Below are 20792 nucleotides of genomic sequence, written 5' to 3' on the forward strand. Positions count from 1 at the left end.
CCCGCACCTTCTTTTACATCAAAATATTCCCAGGATCATATCACCCTCACTATTTAAATAGGCCATAACTCGATTTTCTTCATTATCAATCTGGCGGATACGCTTGCCTATCTGTAGGGTGCAGTTCGGCCAGATCTTACTGGCTTTGATTACCCTGCCTTCGGCAACCCGTACCAGGGTTTTAGCACCGCCGCTGGAGCCTATTTCTTTGATATACACATCATCACCAGCATAGACGCTGCCGCCCCGGAAAACGCCCTGGATCTCCACCTTGCCCCCGGTTACAATCTCGGTATTAAAACAGCCGCGGCCGGTAACTTTAACCCACCCACTAGCCTGGATTTTGCTGTTAAGGGCATAGCTTAAAGTAATATTCCCTCCATCATGGGGTATCTGCCGGCAGTAGGCGGCCATCTCCTCGACGGCGGCCGCTATTTGGGCCAGTTTTACCGTATTGAGACTCTGGATGGCAGCCGAAGTCCCGAAGGCCTGGGCCAGTTCACGCCCCAGCTGGACTAGTTTCTGTTCCTCCGGTCCTCCTTCCACGCCCCGGGTGAGCTGCTCCAACCTGGCTACCAGCGAGGGCAACTTTTTAAACTTATTTTCCACCAGGACACTAATCAGGTAACCGGTGTTCAGGGAGTAGGCCGCTCCCCCCTGCCTCCTGGCGCCCTGCTCCAGCTGCCCGGCGGCTGCCTGGAGGAGGGATAATTGCTGGGCCAGGTCGGCTAAGACTGGCTCCGCGCTCTGGTAGATGCTGTTAATACCTCCGGCAACCAGGAGCGAGCCAATGCAGTTATGGCGAATAAAAATGGTTCCCCCCGCGCGAACTGTGGCCTGGGTAACGTCACCACCGATTTCTACATCCTGGCTGGCAATCACCTGCATGGTTTCGGTGACATTGCCGGTAATATTGATACAGCCTTTAAACTTTATGTTACCGGAAGCGAGGTCAACATCTCCCCGGTGTACCAGGACCGGAATAATATCAATTATTACTTTCCCCTTCCGCTGGCTTAACTGGGGACGACCCTCGGCCGTGGCCACACAGCGCTGGCCATCGATAACCTCCGTCCCTTTCCCGGCCACCAGCTCGATATCCTTTGGTTCAGGTGGAGGAATGGCTTTGCCGGTAACCGTCATTCCTGGCTTGCCGGGCTGCGGCGGTATCTTGATGGCCAGGAGGTCACCCACTGCCGCTGAGACCCGTATCACCATCTCCCGGTAGTCCACCCGTTCCTCCTCACCTACTTCTCTTCTCGCCATTTCACTAGTACTAAAAAGATATTCCACCCGGGCATCCTCAGGGGGCTGGGGTGACTGGCCCCGGGCAACGACTATTTCCATCTCCCTGGTCGCCGTACAGGCCTGCTGGATGGCTTCTTCGTCAACACCATAAACAACCTGCTGGCGATTTAATTCGGCCAGGAGTTCCTCCCGGGTAATGGCCGGCAGGGCAATATCTACTGGTTCACCCTTTAATTCCAGACGGCTGGCCGGGGATTGGTCCTTTAGCTTCCAGGTCCGTTCATAACGAGGTTTAATTGTTAACTTTGCCGTCAGGCCATCGCTGGCTACCGTCAATTTCCACTCGCCATCTTTTTGCTCCACCCTGGGCTTGACGGTAATGGTATCGCCAGCCCGGACGGCAACCTCGCCGGCTATAAACTGGCCGTTAACATAAAGTTCGAAATGGTCGCCGGAGATAATGGTGGCCGGCGGTTCCCCCCCTCCGATATGAACCTGGCCCGCCTCAACCCAGGCATAAGCGGGACGTTCCTCTCCTGCCGGCTCCATTACTGCACCTGTCTCTAAAACCGGCTTCGTTTCCAAAGCGGCCTCTAAATCAGGTTCCGGCTTATCCTCCTGCCCGGCTCCCAGTACCCCACGGTCGTCTCCTGTTTCTGCTGCTGTTACTTCCCCGGCGGGCCGGGCCATAATTACCACCGGCCGGTGGCCTATACCTAAAAAACCCTGGCTCCCGGCATCGATTATTTCCACCGCTAATTCCTCAGGCAAAACTTCCAGGAGACCTGCCGCCCTGCGGATGGCCTCTTCTACTGTTTTGCCTTCGACCCTTATACATCCGGCCGCCACAACCCCCACCCCTACCCAAATTAATACTTTTATTTTAATTCTCGGTTAAATGGGGGAATCCTTTAAAAAAACCAGGCTTATGCACCTGGCTTTAGTCATTCTTTTGCTGCTGCAATTTTTGCTGCTGGCATTCCGGACAGATACTGTAAAACTCCAAGCGGTGATAAAGAATTTTACCGCAACCGCTGGCTTCAGCTTCTTTTTCCAGTTCCTGGTGTACCGGCATATCCAGGTCGGTAATCCGGCCACACTCCAGGCAGACACAGTGGTAATGATTTTCCGGGTTACCGTCATAGCGGCTGTAGGTGCTGCCGTAATTTAATTCCATAATCTCGCCGGCTTCTTTTAAAACCCCAAGGTTACGGTAAACGGTTCCCAGGCTGATATCGGGTAAAATTTTGCGCGCCTGGGCATAGATCCAGTCGGCTGTGGGGTGAGTATCGGTATTGCGCAGGATGTCCAGGATGACCTTTTTTTGTTTGGTCATGCGCTTGCCTGTTGGCTCCATAATCCTCACCAACTTGTTGGTAACAATTATCACTTCTATTATAAGCTAATATTTTACTTTTTGTCAATCTACCACACCTATATCTTTTCCCCATTCAGGCATGGCATCAAGTAGTATTTTCTGGATATCGGCCAGCAGCCGGGCCACCCTTTCTTCGGCGGCGAGATAGGCCGTTATGGAGGGATTGAGGCTGATAATGCGGTAACTTTCCTCTACGGCCTGCTTTAAAGCTGGATCCGGTTCCTTACCGCTTAAAATGGCCATTTCCAGCTCCAACTGGCGCCGGCGGAAATCCCGTAGCATGTTAAGGTTGGCGGGATTGCTTTCCAGTTTGGCCCGGGCCAGGCGAAAATCGCTATATTCATTACTCCTGCTCAAAGCACGGGCCAATTCATGGGCGCGGTCATAGACTTCCATGAGGGGATCACCTCTCGCTAATTTACAGGCTAATCTGGCCGCGGTAACCGGCCACAATAAAGAGGACGCCTAAAACCAGCAGAAATAAGCCGCAGGCCACGATTAAATACCGGTAGGCCCGCTGGCTGATAACGCGGCGGCCGGCCGCTACTCCTGCAGTAACTAAGGAGTACCAGCCGAGGTCTGATAAAATATGGCCGCTAAAAAAGAAAGCCACCCCGCTGGCACCCAGGCGGGCCGCCTGGGCGACAAAAGCGGCGCCGATGGTTGCCCACCAGAGCAACCAGTAAGGGTTGGCCAGGCTGATTAAACCGCCGGCAGTTACTGTACGTAAAGCCGGTCGCGGCGGCAGGGCCGGGAGATTATCTTTATCTCCCAGCAAGGTAAACTGGAGCTGGCCGGCCATGGCGCTGCGGATCATGTCTGTACCCAGCCATAGTAATACCGCCCCTCCCAGGACGGCTACCACCCGGCTCACAGTAGGATGGGCCAGGAAGCTGCCCAGGCCGAGGAGGAGCAGAAACAGCATAAGTAATTCCAGGAGGCCGTGGCCCAGGACCAGGAGAGGGCCGGCGCCGGCTCCCCGCCGGGTACTTTCTTCGATGGCCAGGGTTAATAACGGTCCCGGCATCAGGGCGCCGGAAAGCCCTACCATAAAGGCGGTAGTGAACAGGGCCAGCAATTCTGCAGTCAAAAGGTTCCTCTCCTCGAAAATAATAATTTTAAGTTATTATTCGGCACCTGGCGCCTTTTTCCTCCCTAACAATGGTACGGAAAAAATACCGGCCAGGTCAGCCACCCTTTTCCTGATAACCTCCCGGTCGGTAGTGTAGAGTTCCAGATTTTGCATGCGCTTAAAATAGACGGACCCGGAAAAGGTAAAACGCTGGTAGAGCCCATCACCCTTATCCACCTGGCGGCTGGTATAGACAATTATATCACCTACAGCCAGGGTAGAAGGCAAAACCAGGAGTTCCCTCCCTGCCAGGAGGCGCACAGCGTTATGACCGGCCAGGGTCCCGGTGACAATGGCCTCGGTATGGCCGACAAAGGGACCAGCCTTTTCCCCGGCACAGAAAACATTGGCCAGGCCTCGTACCTTTAAAGTATCATCCCGGGGTACCATGGCCAGGAAGCGTACCGAATTGCCGATGCCGCCGGCATAGGGGTCTTCAAAGCGGGCGTTTTCCAGGCCGGCTACCCGTCGCAGAGCTTCCAGGGGGAAAAAGGGAGCCATGAGTTTGGCGTGACCGGTATCCAGGAGGATAACGTTGGCCGCATACTCGGGCAGGGCATACTGCTGGCAGGCCTTGCGCTGGAGCAGTTCGCCTTTACCCGGCAGGTCGGATGGCACGGGCAAGACGGCCATTCCCTTTTCCTCCAGTTCGGACACCAGCCAGGGTGCCAGGGAACCTTTATGAAGCTTGCAGGAACCGCTTAAGGCTCCGCGGCCGCCACCTCGTCTCAAGGCGGCATATTCCTTCACCCCTGCCAGGGCGGCCAGGCCCAGGCGGCCGCCAAAGGTGGGGCAGCGGTAGATGCACATGGCACAGCCATTGCCGTAACGGCGGCAGTTGGCTGGCGGCCCCGCCGTACCGGTGGCGTCGATAAAGGCTTCACCGTGGTAAGTCCGGCCCCCTTCGGTATGAACAGCCTGAAGGCTGTTGCCCGCCACCTGGACGGCAGTCACCCAGCTTAAAGTACGTACCTCAACGCCGGCTTCCTGCAAAGCCTGCCGGACCAGGGGTTCAATGCGGGCCACGTCGTAAAGCCAGGCATGGCGGTGGCCGGCAAAATGTATATTACGGTGCCGGGTAACACTGTCGGTAAGCTGGAACAACCTCCCACCGCCCAGGGCAATCATTTCCTCCGCCGCCGTAAAACGGCCATTATTGCGCATAATCCCCCCCACCAAGCCGGTACCCAGGAGCATATCCGTTCGCTCCAGGAGGGTTACCTCCGCGCCTGCCTGGCGGGCGGCCAGGGCCGCCGCACAGCCCGCCCAGCCACCACCTGCTACGACTACCCGGGGCATGTTAAGGCCACCATCCTTCCTGCTCCAGTATATTAAAAAACCCGGCGCCTGCGCACCGGGTTTTTCCTGCCATGTAAGGATAAAGCAACTCTTTTAGCGGATAAATCCACCAAAAACTAGGAGGACAAAGATGCCATAGAAAGCGCCGCCACCCACCAGGGTGTAGGGCGTCAGGTATTTCTTGCGGCTGATCTGCAGGAAGACCAGGCCGGCGGAAACAATAGCCAGTATGGCACTGATTAACGCTCCCTGGGTTAACTCCCAGCTGGTCATGGTGATACCCAACGCCGGGATCACCGAACTCTGGAAGACCATGGCACCGGTAATATTGCCCAGGGCCAGGGTATCCTTGCCGCGGCCCACCCAGATGATGCTGTTAAATTTCTCCGGCAGCTCCGTGGCTATGGGGGCAATAATGAGGGCCAGGACAAAGGGCGGGATACCCATAATCCGTGCCAGGTCTTCCACCCCGTTGACGAAGAGGCGGGCGCCGCCGACAATCATCCCCAGAGACAGGATAACCTGGGCTAAAATGACCAGTGTAGCAGGATCGGCCGCCTTCCGGGCCAGGTAAAGGGAATTCAGTTCCTCCCCTTCTTCCAGGGTATGGCCGTTGGTGACCGTCAGGTAAGCATAGGTAGCATAGGCTATCACCAGCCCAATAGCAATTATTTGCTTCCAGATGTGGGCCCCCAGGAAAGAGGCCAGGACGGCCACGGCATAAACGCAGAGAAAGAAACTTAAATCGCGGCCCATGGTCCTGGTATCCAGGTTCATTTTGGGGAAATTGGGCCGGCGACTGCGATAAGCAATCACGGCAATACCTGTAATGAAGAAGGCCAGGGTACTGAGCATAAAGGGCGCCCCCAGGATGGCGCCAATGCCTATCTCTTCCCCGGCATGGCCGCCGCCGCCGAAGAGAATAGCAATAATCGGGATCATCGTTTCCGGTAGGGCGGTACCCACGGCTGCCAGGATGCTCCCCACGGCGCCTTCAGTTAGTTTTAGTTTCTTCCCCAGCCATTCGATACCGTTGGTAAACCCCTCGGCCCCCACAAGGATAACTCCCAGGCTGATTAAAAGCAAGGCTACATCCAGCATAATTTCTCCCCTTCTCCTTTATATATCTCCTGATTATCCGGTTCCAATGAGGGTAATAAAAAAACCTTCATCGCCCTACATGGCGGTGAAGGTCTCGCGCGTTACCTGCCAGGCCCGGGCTTGACAGCCGTGTTGACGAACCTGGTACCGGAATACTCCGGGGCTACTCCCCTTAGACCGCAATTTTCTATATTTTATCATAAAGTCAGGTTTGGCCTCTGTCAAGGTCCATTTAGTCTATAGGTTCAGTAGCCATCTCCTGCCGGCAGAAAGTGGCCAGGCAGGTATAACCTACCCGGCGCAAAAGTTCCCGCGCCTGTTCCCGTTCCCGGGCTACCTCCCCGGGGGCGTGGGCATCCGACCCGATGGTGACGGGGATATTGAGGCTGAAGGCCCGTTCCAGGAGTTCCCGGGCCGGGTAGATCTCCCCCACCGGTTTAAATATCCCGGCAGTATTAACCTCCATGGCTGCACCATGCTTGGCAACAGCCTGGAGGGCCGGTTCGGCCAGCTCCAGCACCGGCTTCCGGGGCCGGTGGCCGTAAATTTTAATCAGGTCCAGGTGGCCAATGATATGAAAGATCCCTGTAGCCGCGACCCTGCCCACCAGATTGAAGTAGGTCATGTAGAGTTCATCTATATCCCAGGCGGTAAAGCCGGCTTCCTGGCCCGGGCGGTCGAAATCCCAGTCCCCTATGGCATGGACCGAGCCAATGAGGTAGTCCCAGGGCCGGCCGGCCAGTTCCCGGCGGTGGTCTTTGCCGGGCCGGAAATCTACCTCCAGCCCGGCACGGATGGGCATCCCGGTTACCCGTTCCAGCTCGGGAAAGACGCTAAAATCGATGCCGTCCAGATAGCGGTCGTGGTCGGCAAAACCTATTTCTGTAAGGCCGGCAGCTCTGGCTGCTTCTACGTAGGGCAAAAGGCGTTCTACGGTATGGGGCGGCCCTTCATGGGCCAGCCCGTGAATATGGTAGTCAGCTGGCATGGTATAACTCCCTAGCTATAGAAAGTTGGTACCTGGCATCAACCCGGGCAGGGCATGTCCCGGAGCCTATGAGGCGCGGAGCGCCGGTAACAGAATAGGCTAGGTGAGGTTACCGCTGCTGCCGCCGAGGACGCCTGAGCGCTCCTTTGAGAGAAAGGCAGCTGTAACTCATAGAAGGACTGGAGTTTGTTGAACCAGTAGCCTTTTCATTGGCAATCCACAGGCGGCATGCAGCGGTCCGAACCGAGCCGTCGTTCTGTCGGCGCATAGCTTTTAAGCGGCGAGGGACATGCCCCACCCTTTTGCCATGAATTCCATTTTGCTAATACTCATTCGGCAGCTGCTTCAGCTGGGCCAGGGTGAAGACGGGGCCGTCCAGGCAGACGTAGCAGCTACCCAGGTTGCAGCGGCCGCACTTGCCGATGCCGCACTTCATACGCATTTCCAGGGTGGTGATGATCTGGTCGTCTTTATACCCCAGCTTCTCCATGGACTGGAGGACAAACTTGATCATAATGGGCGGCCCGCAGGTGATGGCTACTTTACCTGCGGGGTCCGGGTGCAGCTCTTCCACAAAGGCTGGTACAAAACCCTCATGGCCTTGCCAGCCGGCATCGCCCCGGTCCACCGTCACGTCGACCCGGCAGTTCTCCACCCTGGGCCAGTTGTTAAAGAGGTCGTCTTTAAAGCACAGGTCGGCCGGCGAGCGGGCACCGTAGATGATCCACAGGTGGCCGTAATCCTGCCGGTGCTCAATGCAGTAATTAATCAGGGAACGTACCGGCGCCAGGCCGATACCACCGCCGATGAAAAGCAGGTCCTTACCTTTAAGCTCCTCCACGGGAAAGCCGTTACCATAGGGGCCCCGGATGCCTACCGTTTGCCCTTCTTCGGCTTCATGGAGGGCATCGGTCAGCATGCCGACCCTTTTGATGGCCAGCTCCAGGTGCTCCGGCCCCTGGGAAGTAATGGAGAACATGGCCTCCCCGACGTCCAGCAGGGAGAGCATGGCCAGTTGCCCCGGCAGGGGAGTAAAGGGCTTGCCGCTGTCGGTGGTGATGTGGAAAGTCTTGACATCGGGCGTCTCGTCCACAATCTTGATAATGCGCCCCGTCCTGGGCACCAGGGGGTTGACCCGCGCCTCATTAGCCATTACAGGGTCACCTCCTTGACCTCACGGATTACCCGGGTAATGTCGACATTTACCGGGCAGCGATCCAGGCAGCGGCCGCAGCCCACACAGGCAAACTTGCCGTACCGCTCCGGGAAATACTGGAGCTTGTGCAGGAAGCGGTTACGCAAGCGCTCCTTTTTCGACGGCCGCGGGTTGTGGCCGCCGGCCATACGGGTATATTCCGAGAACATGCAGGAATCCCAGCAGCGGAACTTGTAGCCGCTGTTACCCCGGTTTTCGCCCTGGATGTCAAAACAGTGGCAGGTGGGGCAGAGGTAGGTGCAGGCGCCGCAGCCCAGGCACTTGCGGCTGACGGCCGTCCAGTAGGGATGCTCAAACATTCTCTGCAGCTTTTCCGTTACCCCGCTTGTCTCCACTGCCAGGCCCGGTTTGGCTGCTGCCGGTATATTTTCGGCCCCGGCCTCCGCCAGGAGGGATGAACCCTGGCCCAGCAACTCCCGGCCGGCCTCCGTTACGCCTTCCAGGAGGTAACCATCGGCCACAGGCCACATCTGGACATCGACTCCTTCGGCCCGCCCGGGATCAATCCCGAAGGCCGTGCAGAAGCAGGTAGGGCTGGCCGCGGTACAGGCCAGGGCTACCACGCGGGTATTTTCCCGCCGCTGGCGGTAAAATTCGTCTACATACCCTCTGGTTAGAAAAACATCGTCCATAAGCAAGAGGCTGCGGGCATCGCAGGAACGGACCCCCACCAGCACCCGCTTTTCCTCCAGGTAAGGTACCTCCGTTAGGCTTGCCTCTTTCCCCTGCACCTGGTAACGGTACATGGTTTCTGTCCGGGGGAAGAAGAGATCCTTGGGCGGTTCCAGGGTATTGCCCTCACCCAGGGTAAGATTCCCCTGGCCTTCCCAGGGCAGGAAAACGCTTACTCCCCCTTTATCCTGGGGGACAAAAACCTTTGCCCCTCCGGCCCAGGCCTGCAAGAGTTCCGGTAATTTATCCTTGGCAATCTTTAACATCTCCCCACCTCCCTCCTAGTGAAACTCCTCAGGATCATCGAGTTTATACTGGCCCAGGGGTGGCCGAGCCTCCAGATCTACCCCGGCTTCATATTCGCCAAAGAGCTCGTTCAGGTCTTTGATGATCTTCTTGTTGAGGGCCATGATGGGAATCCCTTCCGGGCATACCCGCTCGCACTCGCCGCATTCGATGCAGCGACCGGCCACGTGCATGGCCCGGGTAATGGCAAAGAACATATTTTCGCTGCGCTGCATCTGCTTGCCGCACCAGCCTGACTGGCTGCGGTCAAAGATGCACTCCCGGCAGTTGCAGGCCGGGCAAATGTTGCGGCAGGCGTAGCAGCGTAGGCAGCGGTCGTACTCACCTGTCCAGAAGGCATAGCGCTCATCGGGGGACATGGCTTCTAGCCTGTTTACTTCGGCAAACCGGCCTTCCGGCGTGGCTTGTGCCTCCCTGATAGCAGGCCCGCCATCCGCCTGGATAAGCTCGTCATAAATTACCGGTTCAGGATGGGTGCAGTAGCGGCACTTCTCGGCCAGTGGCACCTCACTACGTCTTTCTTCGCCCAGGGCGGCCGCCTGGCGGCCATCCTTGACGCCGGGGCATTTAATACCGATGAGGTAGACCTTTTCCCGGTCAATCTGGTTGTCCTGGAGGAGGCGAATAATGCCGCGGGAATCGCATCCCTTCACAAAAAGGGCTATTTTGTCCTCTGTGAACTTGTAGTCCAGGAGGTACTTGGCCAGGTTATTGGTGCAGAACTCATCCCAGACCAGGCGGTCGCAATCCTCCGGTTCGGTAATAAAGGCGGGCGGCGATAGGTACCAGAAGGTACCCTTCTCCCAGCCGATTACCATTTTAACCTCGCCCCTGGTCAACAACTCCCGGGCCCGGGCACGCATTTGTTCTTGCATGCTGCTCATGCGCCATCCCTCAGCTTTCTGTTGGGCCCCAGGGCCCGGATGTCCTCCGTCATCTGGGTGATTATCTCAGCAAAGCGCGGTCCCTCGGAACCCGACACCCAGCGTGCCTGGAAACGCTCCGGCTCCAGGCCCATGAACTGCAAGACCCGCTGCATTAAGAGGAAACGGCGGCGGGTGAAGTAATTGCCACTAACATAGTGGCAGTCGCCGGGGTGTCAGCCGGCTACTAGCACGCCGTCGGCACCGCGCTGGAAAGCCCGCAGGACAAACTGGGGATTGACCCGGCCGGAACAGGGCACCCGCACGATCCGGGCATTGGCCGGGTACTGCAGGCGGTTGAGGCCAGCCAGGTCGGCACCGGCATAGGCGCACCAGTGGCAGCAAAAGGCGACAATCTTGGGCTCCCAGCTTTTTTCTCCGGCCGCTATAGACATACCGCATCCACCTCCGCCAGTATTTGTTCATTGGTGAAGCCTTTGAGGTTCATGGCACTCGACGGGCAGGCCACCGAGCAGGCGCCGCAACCCTGGCAGAGACCACTGTTGACCGCTGCCACCCGGCGGCTCACCTGCTTGCCGGCTACCCGTTCGGTAATGGTCTTCATGGAAATGGCCTTGTAGGGGCAGATCTTCTCGCACATGGCACAGCCGGCGCAGATGCTTTCATCCACCGCCGCGATCATGGGGTCGGTGGCCATTTCATCTTTAGCGAAGAGCTGGCAGACCTTAACAGCCGCGGCGCTGGCCTGGGATACCGTATCGGGGATATCCTTGGGTCCCTGGCAGGCCCCGGCCAGGAAGACGCCGGCCGTAAAGGTTTCCACCGGCCTGAGTTTGGGGTGGGCTTCCTGGAAGAAGCCATCTTTATCTACCTGCAGACCCAGCATCTTGGCTACCTGCTCCCATCCTTCGCTGGGTACCATGGCCGTAGCCAGGACGACCATATCGGCCGCCACCTCCACCTGGCGGCCGAGTAAAGTATCCTCACCGCGGACGATGAGCTTGTCCCCCTCCTGGAAGACGCGGCTCACCCGGCCCCGGACATAGACGGCCCCTTCATGGACAGTACGCTGGAGAAACTCCTCATAAGCCTTGCCGGGGGTGCGGATATCCATATAGAAGACGATGGCCTGGGAGTCGGGGATCTTCTCCAGCACCTGGTGGGCGTGCTTGGCCGTGTACATGCAGCAGGCCCGGGAGCAGTAACTTTTACCCTTGGCCTCATCCCGGGAACCAACACATTTAATGAAAACTACCGTTTTGGGTTCTTTGCCGTCCGAGGGCCGGACAATCTTGCCGCCCGTAGGCCCGGAGGCATTGTTCAGGCGTTCAAAGTGCATGCCGGTAATGACATCGGGGTATTTGCCGTAGCCGTACTCACCGTAAACCTCTTCCCATTTAAAGAGGTCATAGCCGGTGGCCACGACAATGGCGCCGAATTTTTCGGTGATAACTTCATCCTGCTGCTCGTAATCTATGGCTTTGGCCGGGCAGACCTTCTGGCAAACGCCGCACTTTCCCCTGGTAAACTGGCGGCAGTGCTCGCGGTCGATCACCGGCACCGCCGGCACCGCCTGGGGGAAGGGCAGGTAAATGGCCTTGCGCTTGCCCAAGCCCAGGTCAAACTCGCTGTCCACCTTGGTGGGGCACTTCTCCCAGCAGGTACCGCAGCCGGTACACTTTACAGGGTCCACCGACCGGGCTTTCTTGCGGATCGTCACTTCAAAGTTACCCACATAACCGGCTATATTCTCTACTTCCGCATAGGTCATGAGTTGAATGTTAGGGTGCTGCGCCGCAGCAACCATTTTCGGCGTGCTTATTCAAGCGGAACAGTCCAGGGTCGGGAAGGTCTTGTCCAGCTTGACCATATTACCGCCAATGGTCGGCTCGCGGTCCAGGAGCATGACTTCATAGCCGGCATCGGCAATATCCAGGGCCGCCTGCATGCCGGCGATACCGGCGCCAATGACCAGCGCCCTCTTGGTAATGGGAATAGTACTGGCAAAAAGGGGGACATTGCGGCGGACTTTGGCCACGGCCGTCCGCACCAGGTCAATGGCTTTTAATGTTGCTCCTTCCTTGTCTTTAGCATGGACCCAGGCGCACTGCTCGCGGATGTTGGCCATCTCAAAGAGGTAAGGGTTTACCCCAGCGCTCTCACAAGCTTTCCTGAAGGTCGGCTCGTGGAGCCGGGGAGAGCAGGAGGCGACCACCACCCGGTCCAGGCGCTGTTCTTTGATAGCCTTGCGAATGAGTTCCTGCCCCGGGTCGGAGCACATATACTGGTAATCGGTGGCATAGACCACATCGGGAAAACTCCTGGCGGCCTCGGCCACCTTTTTAACATCAACAACCGAGGCAATATTAGTACCGCAATGGCAGATAAAGACGCCGACACGCTTCATGCTGTTTCCCTCCTTGTGGCAGGATGCCGCAGGATCTCCCTGGCCTTAAGCATTGGGACCGGGTTAACAAAGTGGGTGGTGAGTCCCAGGTCTTTAGGCGCGTAGCCTAGGGCTATACCCATCAGTTCGGTGAAGTAAAAGATGGGCAAATTGAGCTGCTCGCCATGGGATGCGGCGGCTTGATTCTGCCGCATGTCCAGATTTAAGAAACACAGGGGGCAGGCCGTTACGATGCCCTCGGCCCCGGCGTCCCGGGCATGGCGCAGGACCTGGTAGATCATCCGTACCCCAATGTCCGTCCGGGCAGTGGCGAGACTCCCACCGCAGCACTCGGTCTTGTAGGACCAGCTGACGGCCTCGCCGCCCAGGGCTTGAATAAGGTGGTCCATGGTCATGGGGTCTTCCGGGTCGTCAAAGGCCGTAAGCTCTGGCGGCCGGACCAGGAGGCAGCCGTAATAGGCCGCCAGCTTCAGCCCCGCCAGGGGCTTGACCACCTGTTCCTTGATCTTCTCCAGGCCGACCCCATTGACCATGACATCCAGGAAGGCCCGGGTCTTATTGGTGGCCCGGTAATCCCGGCCAATGATTTCACTGATGGTCGCCCGCATACTTTCCGACCCCCGGACGGCGGCCTCGGCAGCCCGCAGGCGGTTAAAACAGGCGGCGCAGGGCACGGCAACGTCCAGGCCCTCTGCTTCGGCCAGGGCGAGATTCCGGGCCGGCAGGGCCAGGGACAGGAGGTGGTCATTATTGTGGGCGGCAGTGGCACCGCAGCAGCTCCACTCGGGGATCTCCCACAGCTCCACCCCCAGGTGCCTGGCCACCATTTTGGCCGACTGGTTGTATTCTTTCGCAGTAGCTTCCAGGGAACAGCCGGGGTAATAGGCGTACTTCAATGCCGGCCACCTCCGTGACTTCGCACCCGGGCAAAGATATTTTTCACGTCCGCGACATCCCTGATCTTCATGGGGAAAGGACTGATCTTGCCTTTGAATAGTAATGGCGGCGCCAGCAGGGCATCCTTAAAGGGTTGCCCTGACTGCAAATTGTACTGGACCATGAGGCCCATCTCGTGGGCGCGGCCGTAGCGTTCCACGCTGCTTAAGAAAGCCTGGTCAAAAATATCCACCTTTTTCTCGTTAATCATCCCCCGGCGGCGAGCTTCCTGGCGCACGGCTTCCATCAACCGCGGCAGGTTAACTTCCCGGGGGCAGCGGGTGTAACAGGCCTGGCAACTGGCGCAGAGCCAGGGGGTATGGCTCTTTAAGGCTTCTTCCCCCAGGCCCAGCTGCAGCAGGCGGATAACCTGCCGCGGCGTATAATCCATGGCAAAAGCTACCGGACAACCGGCCGAGCATTTGCCGCACTGGTAGCAGTCGCTTAAGGTAACGCCGCTGGCGGCTTCTACCTGGCTTTTCAGGGCCAGGTTTTCGCGTAAAGCACCGGCTAATTCCACCCGTTCCATTCTCTTCACCCTCTCCCTTGTTCCTGCCAGAACTTAAACGGCCACAAAAAATACCCTCTTTTATATTCTTGCTGACCGGCCAGATTCCTCTTTTGGATAGAAAAAAAGCCAGGAATAAAAAAACGATCCCCCACATAAAAGCTAAGGGGTGAAATAATGCTCTTCCCTCTCCTGCAGTTTGCCGCCGGGGTAACTCTCCTCCTCCTGGGGGTACAGTTGTTGCGCCAGGGACTGGTGGCCCTGGGCCGTTCTTACCTGGAAATTATGATCCGCCGGGCTACGGCTACACCCTGGCAGGGCTTCTTCTGGGGTACGGTGGCCACGGCCCTGATCCAGTCCAGCACGGCCGTCACTGTCCTCACCGTGGGCCTGGTAGACGGCGGCGTTATTTCCTTCTATCAAAGCCTGGGGGTAATCCTGGGGGCCAATGTCGGCACCTGTGTAACCGTCCAGCTCCTGGCTCTAAAGTTAAGTAAAATTGCCCTGCCGGCCCTGATCATCAGCATCCCTTTAATTCTGTCCCCCTCCACCCGGGCTGCCGGGACGGCCTGCGTAAGTATAGGGTTAATCTTCTTCAGCCTGGACCTCATGGCTTCATCCCTCCTGCCTTTTAAAGACAGCCCCGCCCTCCTCGGCCTTTTGAGCGCCGCCGCCACCAGCCCCTGGCAGGGAATCCTGGCGGGTACCCTGCTTACCGGCTTTCTCCACTCCAGCAGTGTCGTTGCGGGTATGGCCATGGTCCTGGCCGGCCACGGCGTCCTGCCACCCCTGGCAGCCCTACATATTGTCCTGGGGGCCAATATCGGCACCTGCCTGACGGCCCTCATTGCCGCCCTCTTTTCCTCCCGGGCCGCCAAAAGGACGGCCCTGGCCCACTTTGTGATCAATGTCACCGGGGCCATCCTCTGTCTACCCTTCTTGCCCATGGCGCTCCATTTCATTAACTGGCTCACGCCGGACCTGCCCCGCCAGGTGGCCCATTTCCACACCCTTTTTAACCTGGTCTCTTCCCTGGCTGCCCTGCCCTTTGTCGGCCTCCTGGCCTGGCTATTGGTAACATTGCTGCCGGACTAATTTTGGCCAGCACATTTTTACCGGGCCAGGCGAAAGATGGCGTAGCGCCCTGTGAGGTACTGCCAGAGGTCTTCATAAGTGTCCCCGCCGAAAAGGACGTCCACCAGGCGCCGGGCCACTTCCGGGTTGGCCGCAACCAGCCGGTGTACCATTGGCGTCAGGGCATAGACTACCCGGGCAATACGCCAGGCATAATGCAAAGATGGCAATACCTCGGCGTGTATTTTCTTTGTATAATCTTCCAGCCCGCCCTGGCCGGCCAGGGCGGCTGAAATTGCCTCTGCCGCCAGGCGGCCGCTCCTCAAGGCATAGTAGATGCCTTCCCCGGAAAAGGGATCAACCAGCCCGGCGGCATCACCGGCCAGCACCGCCCTGCCCGTATGTAAAGTACCGGCCTTACCGCTGGCGGCAGGAATAACGGCGCCGCGGCAGCGTATTCCCTCCGGTATTTTCAGCCCCATACCCCGGCAAAAATCCTGGAAGTAGCGCTGCAGGCCCTTCACCTGCCGGGTAAAGGAACCAATCCCCACCGACAGGTGATCCCCTTTAGGAAATATCCAGCCATACCCAGCCGGGATGCCGCCGTAGCTCAAATGCACCCGGCCCCGGTATTCAGCCAGGACCCCTTCGTCAACCGGTATTTCACATTCCAGGGTCACACCGGCAGCCGTCCCAGTATTAAAGGGCAGGCTCTTGCGGACCAGGCTCCTGGCCCCATCAGCCCCGACCAGGAAATCACCCTGGAAGATACTACCGTCTTCTCCGTAAATTGTTACACCGGTCGCCGTTTCGACCACAGCCGTTACCCTGCAGCCATCACGGATTGTGGCCCCGGCGGCGGCCGCCTGTTCCAGCAACCAGGCATCCAGCTTTTCCCTGCCGACCATTCGGATGACCGGCTGCTGGTAAACTATGTTAATGGGCCTTTCCTGGCGATGGTAAAAAATAACTTCCCGGGTGCTATCTTCGCTTAATTTTTCCCAGCCCGGTTCCAGTTCCCCCAGGGCTTTGCCCGTTAAACCGCCACCACAGGGTTTGTAGCGGGGAAACCTGGCCTTATCCAAAATTAAAACCTTCAGTCCCCGGCGGGCCAGCAAGCGGCCGCAGGTACTGCCTGCCGGCCCGGCGCCACAGATGATGACATCGTACTTCACGTCAACCTGCTCCTCTGGAAATAATAGTTTTTTAGTAACTTTTTCTTTTAATTATACCCGTATACAGCCCGGGGAAAAGGCCATAATAAGATTGAATTTGGATTTGCCATAAGGAGGATATAGACATGGCCAAGACAGTAGTTGCCATCTTTAGCAATGAACAGGTAGCCAGGGAAGCAGTCGAAGACCTGCGCCGGGCCGGTTTCGACAAGGAGATATCCATCCTGGCCCGCGACAAGGGCGGTGAGGCAAACGGCCGGGAAGGCGAAGGTGGCCTCAACATGGGCATTGACGCCGGTGGCATTAGCGATGGCGTTACTACCGGCGGTGTCCTGGGCGGCCTGGCCGGCCTGGCAGCCGGGGCCGGGGCCCTGTTCATTCCCGGGCTGGGTCCCCTTATTGCGGCCGGTCCCATTGCCGGCCTGCTTTCAGGAGCGGCCACAGGCGGCGTTGCCGGCGGGCTAATCGACTGGGGTATCCCGGAAGCCGAAGGCCGGGAATATGAAAATGAAATCCGCCAGGGGAAATTGCTGGTTTCCGTTCGTTGTGACGACCAGCGCGCCGACCAGGCTAACCGCATTTTGAAGGATCACGGTGCGGACCGGGTACGCATCCACTAGGCTTTAAATTAACAGGCCGGGGTCTAAAACCCGGCCTGTCACTTTTATCGTACCCACCTTTATTTTGGCGCCCGTACCAGTAATGTCTTGTATGGTGAGGAGGATATCTGTCGAAGCTAATTGACAGGAGGGCAGTACAAAAAGGAGGCTTGATCATGGCCAGAAGGCGCGGGGTTATGTCCGATGCTCTGAAGTATGAACTGGCCCGGGAGTTGGGTGTTTACGACACCGTGGCCAGGGAAGGGTGGGGTGGCGTGCCATCCCGGCAGTGCGGCAACCTGGTCCGGCTAGCCATTGAAAAAGCTGAACAAATGGTGAGGCAAAACCAGTTGTAACTGCCCCCGGCCGGCAAGCCAGCAGGCTTCCGGCTTATTTTCTTATCCCCCTATTGCCGCAAATGGTTAATACGTTCATAGGGCTCCATAATGTGGGTAATCCGGACGCCAAAATTTTCGTTGACGACAACCACTTCTCCCCGGGCAATGGGTGTACCGTTAACGGTAATTTGCACCGGCTCTTCCACCAGGCGGTCCAGTTCGACTATGGCGCCCGGGGCCAGGTTTAAAATATCCCGGATACGCTTCATGGCTGTCCCTAGAATGACCTCCACATCCAGGGGTACGTCCAGGATCAAGTCAATATTGCGCGCCGGCGTACCATATACCTGCCCGCGGCGCTCATTTGGACTCTGGGCTGGCGGTACCGGTGCTGCCGGTGGTACGAAGGTTGCTCCAGTTCCGGGTTTCTCTGCTGCCGGTGTAGCTGTCATTGTGACGGATACCGCGGCCCGGTCCGTTGTATGGTTACCAGGCATGGTTTCCCAAGCTGGAGGAGTATCCTCCAGGGCCGCTCCTGCTTCCGGTGCCTGGGGGTTCATGAGCATTGCCACTTCAGCTTTAGCTACTTCCACCGGCATAACCTGCATGATCTGGCTATCAATCAGGTCCTCAATTTCCATTTTAAAATATACTACTGCTATCTCCTGGTCCTCGGGCCAGGGAAAAGTGTAGCTTTCGTTGCCAAAGCGCACGGCCGTCAGCCGGGGCGGGCTGATTTTGACGTTGCGTTGAAAGATGGTCGCCATGGAAGTCGCTGCGCTGCCGATCATTTGGTTCATGGCTTCCGCCACGGCGCTGCTCTTAATTTCATCCAGCTCCGGTTGAACATCCCGGCCGCTGCCGCCCATCATCAAGTCGGCAATAACGGCGGCGTCGCTGACTTTTATCATTAGCAGGTTGGACCCCTCAAGCCCTTCGGTGAAGTTAACTTCTACCAGGATATAGGGTACCTGGAAGTTGGCGAGAAGTTCCGCCGGGGTCATTATTGCAATGGACGGCGTTGTTATCAGGACGCGTTTATTCAGGATCTGCGACAGGGCCGTGGCCGCGCTGCCCATAGAAATATTGCCAATTTCGCCCAGGGTATCCTTTTCCAGGTCCGTCAAAGTTGCTTCTCCTGCTGGTGGTTCCAGCCTGCCATTTAACAGGGCGTCAATTTCCTCCTGAGACAAAAAGTCGGCCATTTATTATACCACCTCCGTTACCTGGACGGCAATCTTCTGGCCCACAACCCCGGGCTGGACCTTAAACTTGAGGTGACCGTCAACGTAAAGTTCCAGGTCTTCGCCCACCACTTTTTCCAGGGTAATGACATCCCCTACCTGGAGCTGGATAAAATCCCGCACCGGCAGCCTGGTACGGCCACAGTAGGCAATCAGCTCCACCGGTACTCCGGCCAGGATTTGTTCGACCACGGCCCGGTAATCGGACCTGGCTTCCCCTTCACCGGGAGCAGCAAACCAGTGGCTGGCCGACAGGCGGGAAATAACCGGTTCCAGGAGCATATAGGGCAGGCACAGGTTTAACAGGCCTTCATGCTGGCTGACCGTTGTGCTTAAGGTAATGACGGCCACCGTCTCGTTGGGAGAAATGGCCTGGGTAAACTGGGGATTGGTTTCCATGGATTCCAGTTTCGGCGTGAAGTTCTGGATATCCGCCCAGGAATAGATCAGCTGCTCCAGGATACGGCTATTTAACCGCCGCAGGACATGGAGTTCAATCTCCGTCAGGTCCCTCTTGGACGCCAGCATTTCTCCCCGGCCGCCAAAGAGCAGGTCGATAATGGGAAAGACAAAATTCATGTTGATCTGCAGGACGGCTGATCCCTTCAGGGGCTCCAGGGTAAAGACATTCATCAAGGTCGGCGTCGGCAGGGACAGGATAAAATCTTCATAGGTCATCTGTTCTACCGAAACAATCTTTACCTGGATATTGGCCCTGAGGTATGCCGACAGGAAGTTGGCCACCATGCGGCCGTAATTTTCGTGAATCATGTACAGGGTGCGCAGCTGTTCTTTGGAAAATTTATTGGGCCGGCGGAAGTCATATTTTTTGGCTTTCGGCGCTACATCATCCTTGATGGTTTCCGCCTGGACCTCCCCGCTGGTCAGGGCCTGCAGCAGGGCATCAATCTCCGCCTGGGACAGGACGTCGGCCATTATACCACCCGCTTACGCCAGGACCTTTTCCAGGGCCTGGAGGACGCGATCTTGCTGGAAGGGTTTGACGATAAAATCCCTGGCCCCGGCCTGAATGGCTTCCATGACCATTAACTGCTGGCCCATGGCACTGCACATGATAATCCTGGCATTGGGATCGATTTGCTTGATGGCCTTCACGGCGGCGATGCCGTCCATTTCCGGCATGGTAATATCCATGGTGACTACATCGGGACGGAGTTCCTGGTACATGGCTACAGCCTTTTGCCCGTTTTCTGCTTCCCCGGCTATTTCGTAGCCATTTTTTAAAAGGATGTCCTTAATCATCATGCGCATGAAGGCGGCATCGTCTACGACTAAGACTCGCTTACCCATGAACTAGTCTCCCTCCGAAAATAGCGTTCTGTCAAAAATGGTGCCTACTGATGGGGATATGTCCCTCCGCCGCTCAGGAGTTACGCGCCGACAGGACTATGGCTCGGTTCGGACCGCTACTCGCCGCCTGCGGATTGCCAATGAACAGGCTCCTGGTTCCGCCAACTTTACTCCTTCTATAAGTTTAATATTGTTCCCTCACAAAGGTACGCTCAGGCGTCCTCGGCTGCGGCAGCGGTTGCCTCACCTCGCCTGTCCTTTTGACCTACGCTCCCCTATTCGCGGCTCCGGGACATATCCCCACCCTAAGCTCAGAAAAATTTTAAGCAGGCGTTCAGTCCAGCTGCAGGCCTAGGGACTGCAGGATCTTGCCCAGGGCCTCGTTTTCAGGAATCAGGAAGAAATGGCCGCTGATGGTTATTGCCTCACTGTAAAACTTGGTTTCGATGACCAGGGCACAGTCGGAAAAATAACCCCCTTCCAGGAAAGCCGAACTTAAAACGGCCCCCAGCATGTCGAAGGCAAAGGCAGGTACCGTAGGTTTAAACTCCAGCCGGCAAAATTCAGCAAAGGCATTTAAAAAAGAGCCTGTCAGGATATTACCAAGTTCGGTCAGGACGGAACTCCCCATCTCATCCAGTTCCCTGGTGGTACCTTGGGGCTTACCCAGTAAAAGATCGATTAACAGGTAAGCGCTGGGCTCACTTAGGAGGAAAAAAATCTTGCTGGGCGCCGGGCCACTAACGGTAAATTCGACGCAGGCGACGGGGTCTTCCTCATAACCGACCAGGGCCGTTATTTCCTGCAAAGGTAATACCCCTGCCCGGGGTACAGTCATCTGGATGCGGCTGCCCAGCATGCTGGCCAGGGCCGTAGCCGCGTTGCCGGCGCCGATGTTCCCTATTTCCTTCAGGGCATCAAGGTGGAGAGCATTGAGCTTCTCCCAGGGTTCCATGTGTCCTCCCTCCTTTTCTTC

General features: G+C 57.3%; 22 protein-coding genes. 3 read left to right on the top strand and 19 right to left on the bottom strand.

The features are described 5' to 3' along the window. Positions 1-18: 18 nt before the first annotated feature. The 14 genes from MOST_RS09850 to MOST_RS09915 form a co-directional block, all read right to left on the bottom strand. Positions 19-2097: a flagellar assembly protein A gene (locus MOST_RS09850; protein ID WP_054938390.1), complete on the bottom strand. Its 2079-nt coding sequence runs from the start codon at positions 2095-2097 to the stop codon at positions 19-21. Between the two features lie 91 nt (positions 2098-2188). Next, entirely contained in the window at positions 2189-2584 is a 396-nt protein-coding gene (locus tag MOST_RS09855; protein ID WP_083476870.1) for a Fur family transcriptional regulator, read from the bottom strand. Positions 2585-2668: 84 nt separating this feature from the next. Beyond that, positions 2669-3022, bottom strand: a complete 354-nt coding sequence (locus tag MOST_RS09860) for a YlbF/YmcA family competence regulator (protein WP_054938392.1) — start codon at positions 3020-3022, stop codon at positions 2669-2671. A gap of 22 nt (positions 3023-3044) precedes the next feature. Beyond that, entirely contained in the window at positions 3045-3716 is a 672-nt protein-coding gene (locus tag MOST_RS09865) for a LysE family transporter (RefSeq protein ID WP_244267290.1), read from the bottom strand. A 36-nt stretch (positions 3717-3752) separates the two neighbouring features. Then, entirely contained in the window at positions 3753-5057 is a 1305-nt protein-coding gene (locus tag MOST_RS09870; RefSeq protein WP_106007122.1) for an FAD-dependent oxidoreductase, read from the bottom strand. Between the two features lie 93 nt (positions 5058-5150). Further along, positions 5151-6158, bottom strand: a complete 1008-nt coding sequence (locus tag MOST_RS09875; protein ID WP_054938394.1) for a sodium:calcium antiporter — start codon at positions 6156-6158, stop codon at positions 5151-5153. Positions 6159-6390: 232 nt separating this feature from the next. Continuing rightward, complete coding sequence (locus MOST_RS09880) at positions 6391-7146, bottom strand: histidinol-phosphatase HisJ family protein (protein WP_054938395.1); 756 nt, start codon at positions 7144-7146, stop codon at positions 6391-6393. A gap of 322 nt (positions 7147-7468) precedes the next feature. Further along, on the bottom strand, positions 7469-8299 hold the full coding sequence (locus MOST_RS09885) for an FAD/NAD(P)-binding protein (RefSeq protein WP_054938396.1): 831 nt from the start codon (positions 8297-8299) through the stop codon (positions 7469-7471). Next, a complete protein-coding gene (locus MOST_RS09890; RefSeq protein ID WP_054938397.1) occupies positions 8299-9300 on the bottom strand; it encodes a 4Fe-4S dicluster domain-containing protein in 1002 nt (333 codons plus the stop codon). Before MOST_RS09890 ends, MOST_RS09885 begins: the two co-directional genes overlap by 1 nt. Before the next feature lie 15 nt (positions 9301-9315). Further along, positions 9316-10224: a 4Fe-4S dicluster domain-containing protein gene (locus tag MOST_RS09895; protein WP_054938398.1), complete on the bottom strand. Its 909-nt coding sequence runs from the start codon at positions 10222-10224 to the stop codon at positions 9316-9318. Next, positions 10221-10658 (bottom strand): hydrogenase iron-sulfur subunit, encoded by a 438-nt coding sequence (locus MOST_RS09900; protein WP_153060781.1) that lies wholly within the window; start codon positions 10656-10658, stop codon positions 10221-10223. Before MOST_RS09900 ends, MOST_RS09895 begins: the two co-directional genes overlap by 4 nt. Further along, positions 10649-12631 carry a CoB--CoM heterodisulfide reductase iron-sulfur subunit A family protein gene (locus tag MOST_RS09905; protein WP_083476871.1) on the bottom strand — a complete coding sequence of 661 codons (1983 nt, stop codon included), beginning with the start codon at positions 12629-12631 and terminating at the stop codon, positions 10649-10651. The genes MOST_RS09900 and MOST_RS09905 overlap by 10 nt, the downstream gene beginning before the upstream one ends. Continuing rightward, positions 12628-13527 (bottom strand): CoB--CoM heterodisulfide reductase iron-sulfur subunit B family protein, encoded by a 900-nt coding sequence (locus tag MOST_RS09910; protein ID WP_054938399.1) that lies wholly within the window; start codon positions 13525-13527, stop codon positions 12628-12630. The genes MOST_RS09905 and MOST_RS09910 overlap by 4 nt, the downstream gene beginning before the upstream one ends. Continuing rightward, a complete protein-coding gene (locus tag MOST_RS09915) occupies positions 13524-14096 on the bottom strand; it encodes a 4Fe-4S dicluster domain-containing protein (protein WP_054938400.1) in 573 nt (190 codons plus the stop codon). Before MOST_RS09915 ends, MOST_RS09910 begins: the two co-directional genes overlap by 4 nt. 156 nt (positions 14097-14252) lie before the next feature. Between MOST_RS09915 and MOST_RS09920 the strand changes: the two genes are divergently transcribed. Next, positions 14253-15170 carry a Na/Pi cotransporter family protein gene (locus MOST_RS09920; RefSeq protein WP_054938401.1) on the top strand — a complete coding sequence of 306 codons (918 nt, stop codon included), beginning with the start codon at positions 14253-14255 and terminating at the stop codon, positions 15168-15170. Positions 15171-15187: 17 nt separating this feature from the next. Here the strand turns inward: MOST_RS09920 and MOST_RS09925 are convergent, their stop codons facing one another. Then, a complete protein-coding gene (locus MOST_RS09925; RefSeq protein ID WP_054938402.1) occupies positions 15188-16324 on the bottom strand; it encodes a geranylgeranyl reductase family protein in 1137 nt (378 codons plus the stop codon). A gap of 125 nt (positions 16325-16449) precedes the next feature. On the opposite strand from MOST_RS09925, the gene MOST_RS09930 reads away from it, so the two are divergent. Together MOST_RS09930 and MOST_RS09935 are read left to right on the top strand one after the other, a co-directional pair. Next, positions 16450-16944: a hypothetical protein gene (locus MOST_RS09930; protein WP_054938403.1), complete on the top strand. Its 495-nt coding sequence runs from the start codon at positions 16450-16452 to the stop codon at positions 16942-16944. Between the two features lie 155 nt (positions 16945-17099). Beyond that, entirely contained in the window at positions 17100-17279 is a 180-nt protein-coding gene (locus tag MOST_RS09935; protein WP_054938404.1) for a small, acid-soluble spore protein, alpha/beta type, read from the top strand. Positions 17280-17329: 50 nt separating this feature from the next. Here the strand turns inward: MOST_RS09935 and fliY are convergent, their stop codons facing one another. The 4 genes from fliY to MOST_RS09955 all read right to left on the bottom strand — a co-directional run bounded on the left by fliY (position 17330) and on the right by MOST_RS09955 (position 20771). Beyond that, on the bottom strand, positions 17330-18466 hold the full coding sequence (fliY, locus tag MOST_RS09940) for a flagellar motor switch phosphatase FliY (protein WP_054938405.1): 1137 nt from the start codon (positions 18464-18466) through the stop codon (positions 17330-17332). Positions 18467-18469: 3 nt separating this feature from the next. Further along, the gene (gene fliM / locus MOST_RS09945; RefSeq protein ID WP_054938406.1) at positions 18470-19441 is read right to left on the bottom strand and encodes a flagellar motor switch protein FliM; all 972 of its coding nucleotides are present in this window, start codon (positions 19439-19441) and stop codon (positions 18470-18472) included. A gap of 12 nt (positions 19442-19453) precedes the next feature. Continuing rightward, positions 19454-19816: a response regulator gene (locus MOST_RS09950; RefSeq protein WP_054938407.1), complete on the bottom strand. Its 363-nt coding sequence runs from the start codon at positions 19814-19816 to the stop codon at positions 19454-19456. Between the two features lie 334 nt (positions 19817-20150). Next, positions 20151-20771, bottom strand: coding sequence for a chemotaxis protein CheC (locus MOST_RS09955; protein ID WP_054938408.1), 621 nt, complete (start codon positions 20769-20771; stop codon positions 20151-20153). Between the last annotated feature and the right edge of the window lie 21 nt (positions 20772-20792).

This window comes from Neomoorella stamsii, from assembly GCF_002995805.1.
GTDB classification, from domain to species: Bacteria; Bacillota; DSM-521; order Neomoorellales; family Neomoorellaceae; genus Neomoorella; species Neomoorella stamsii.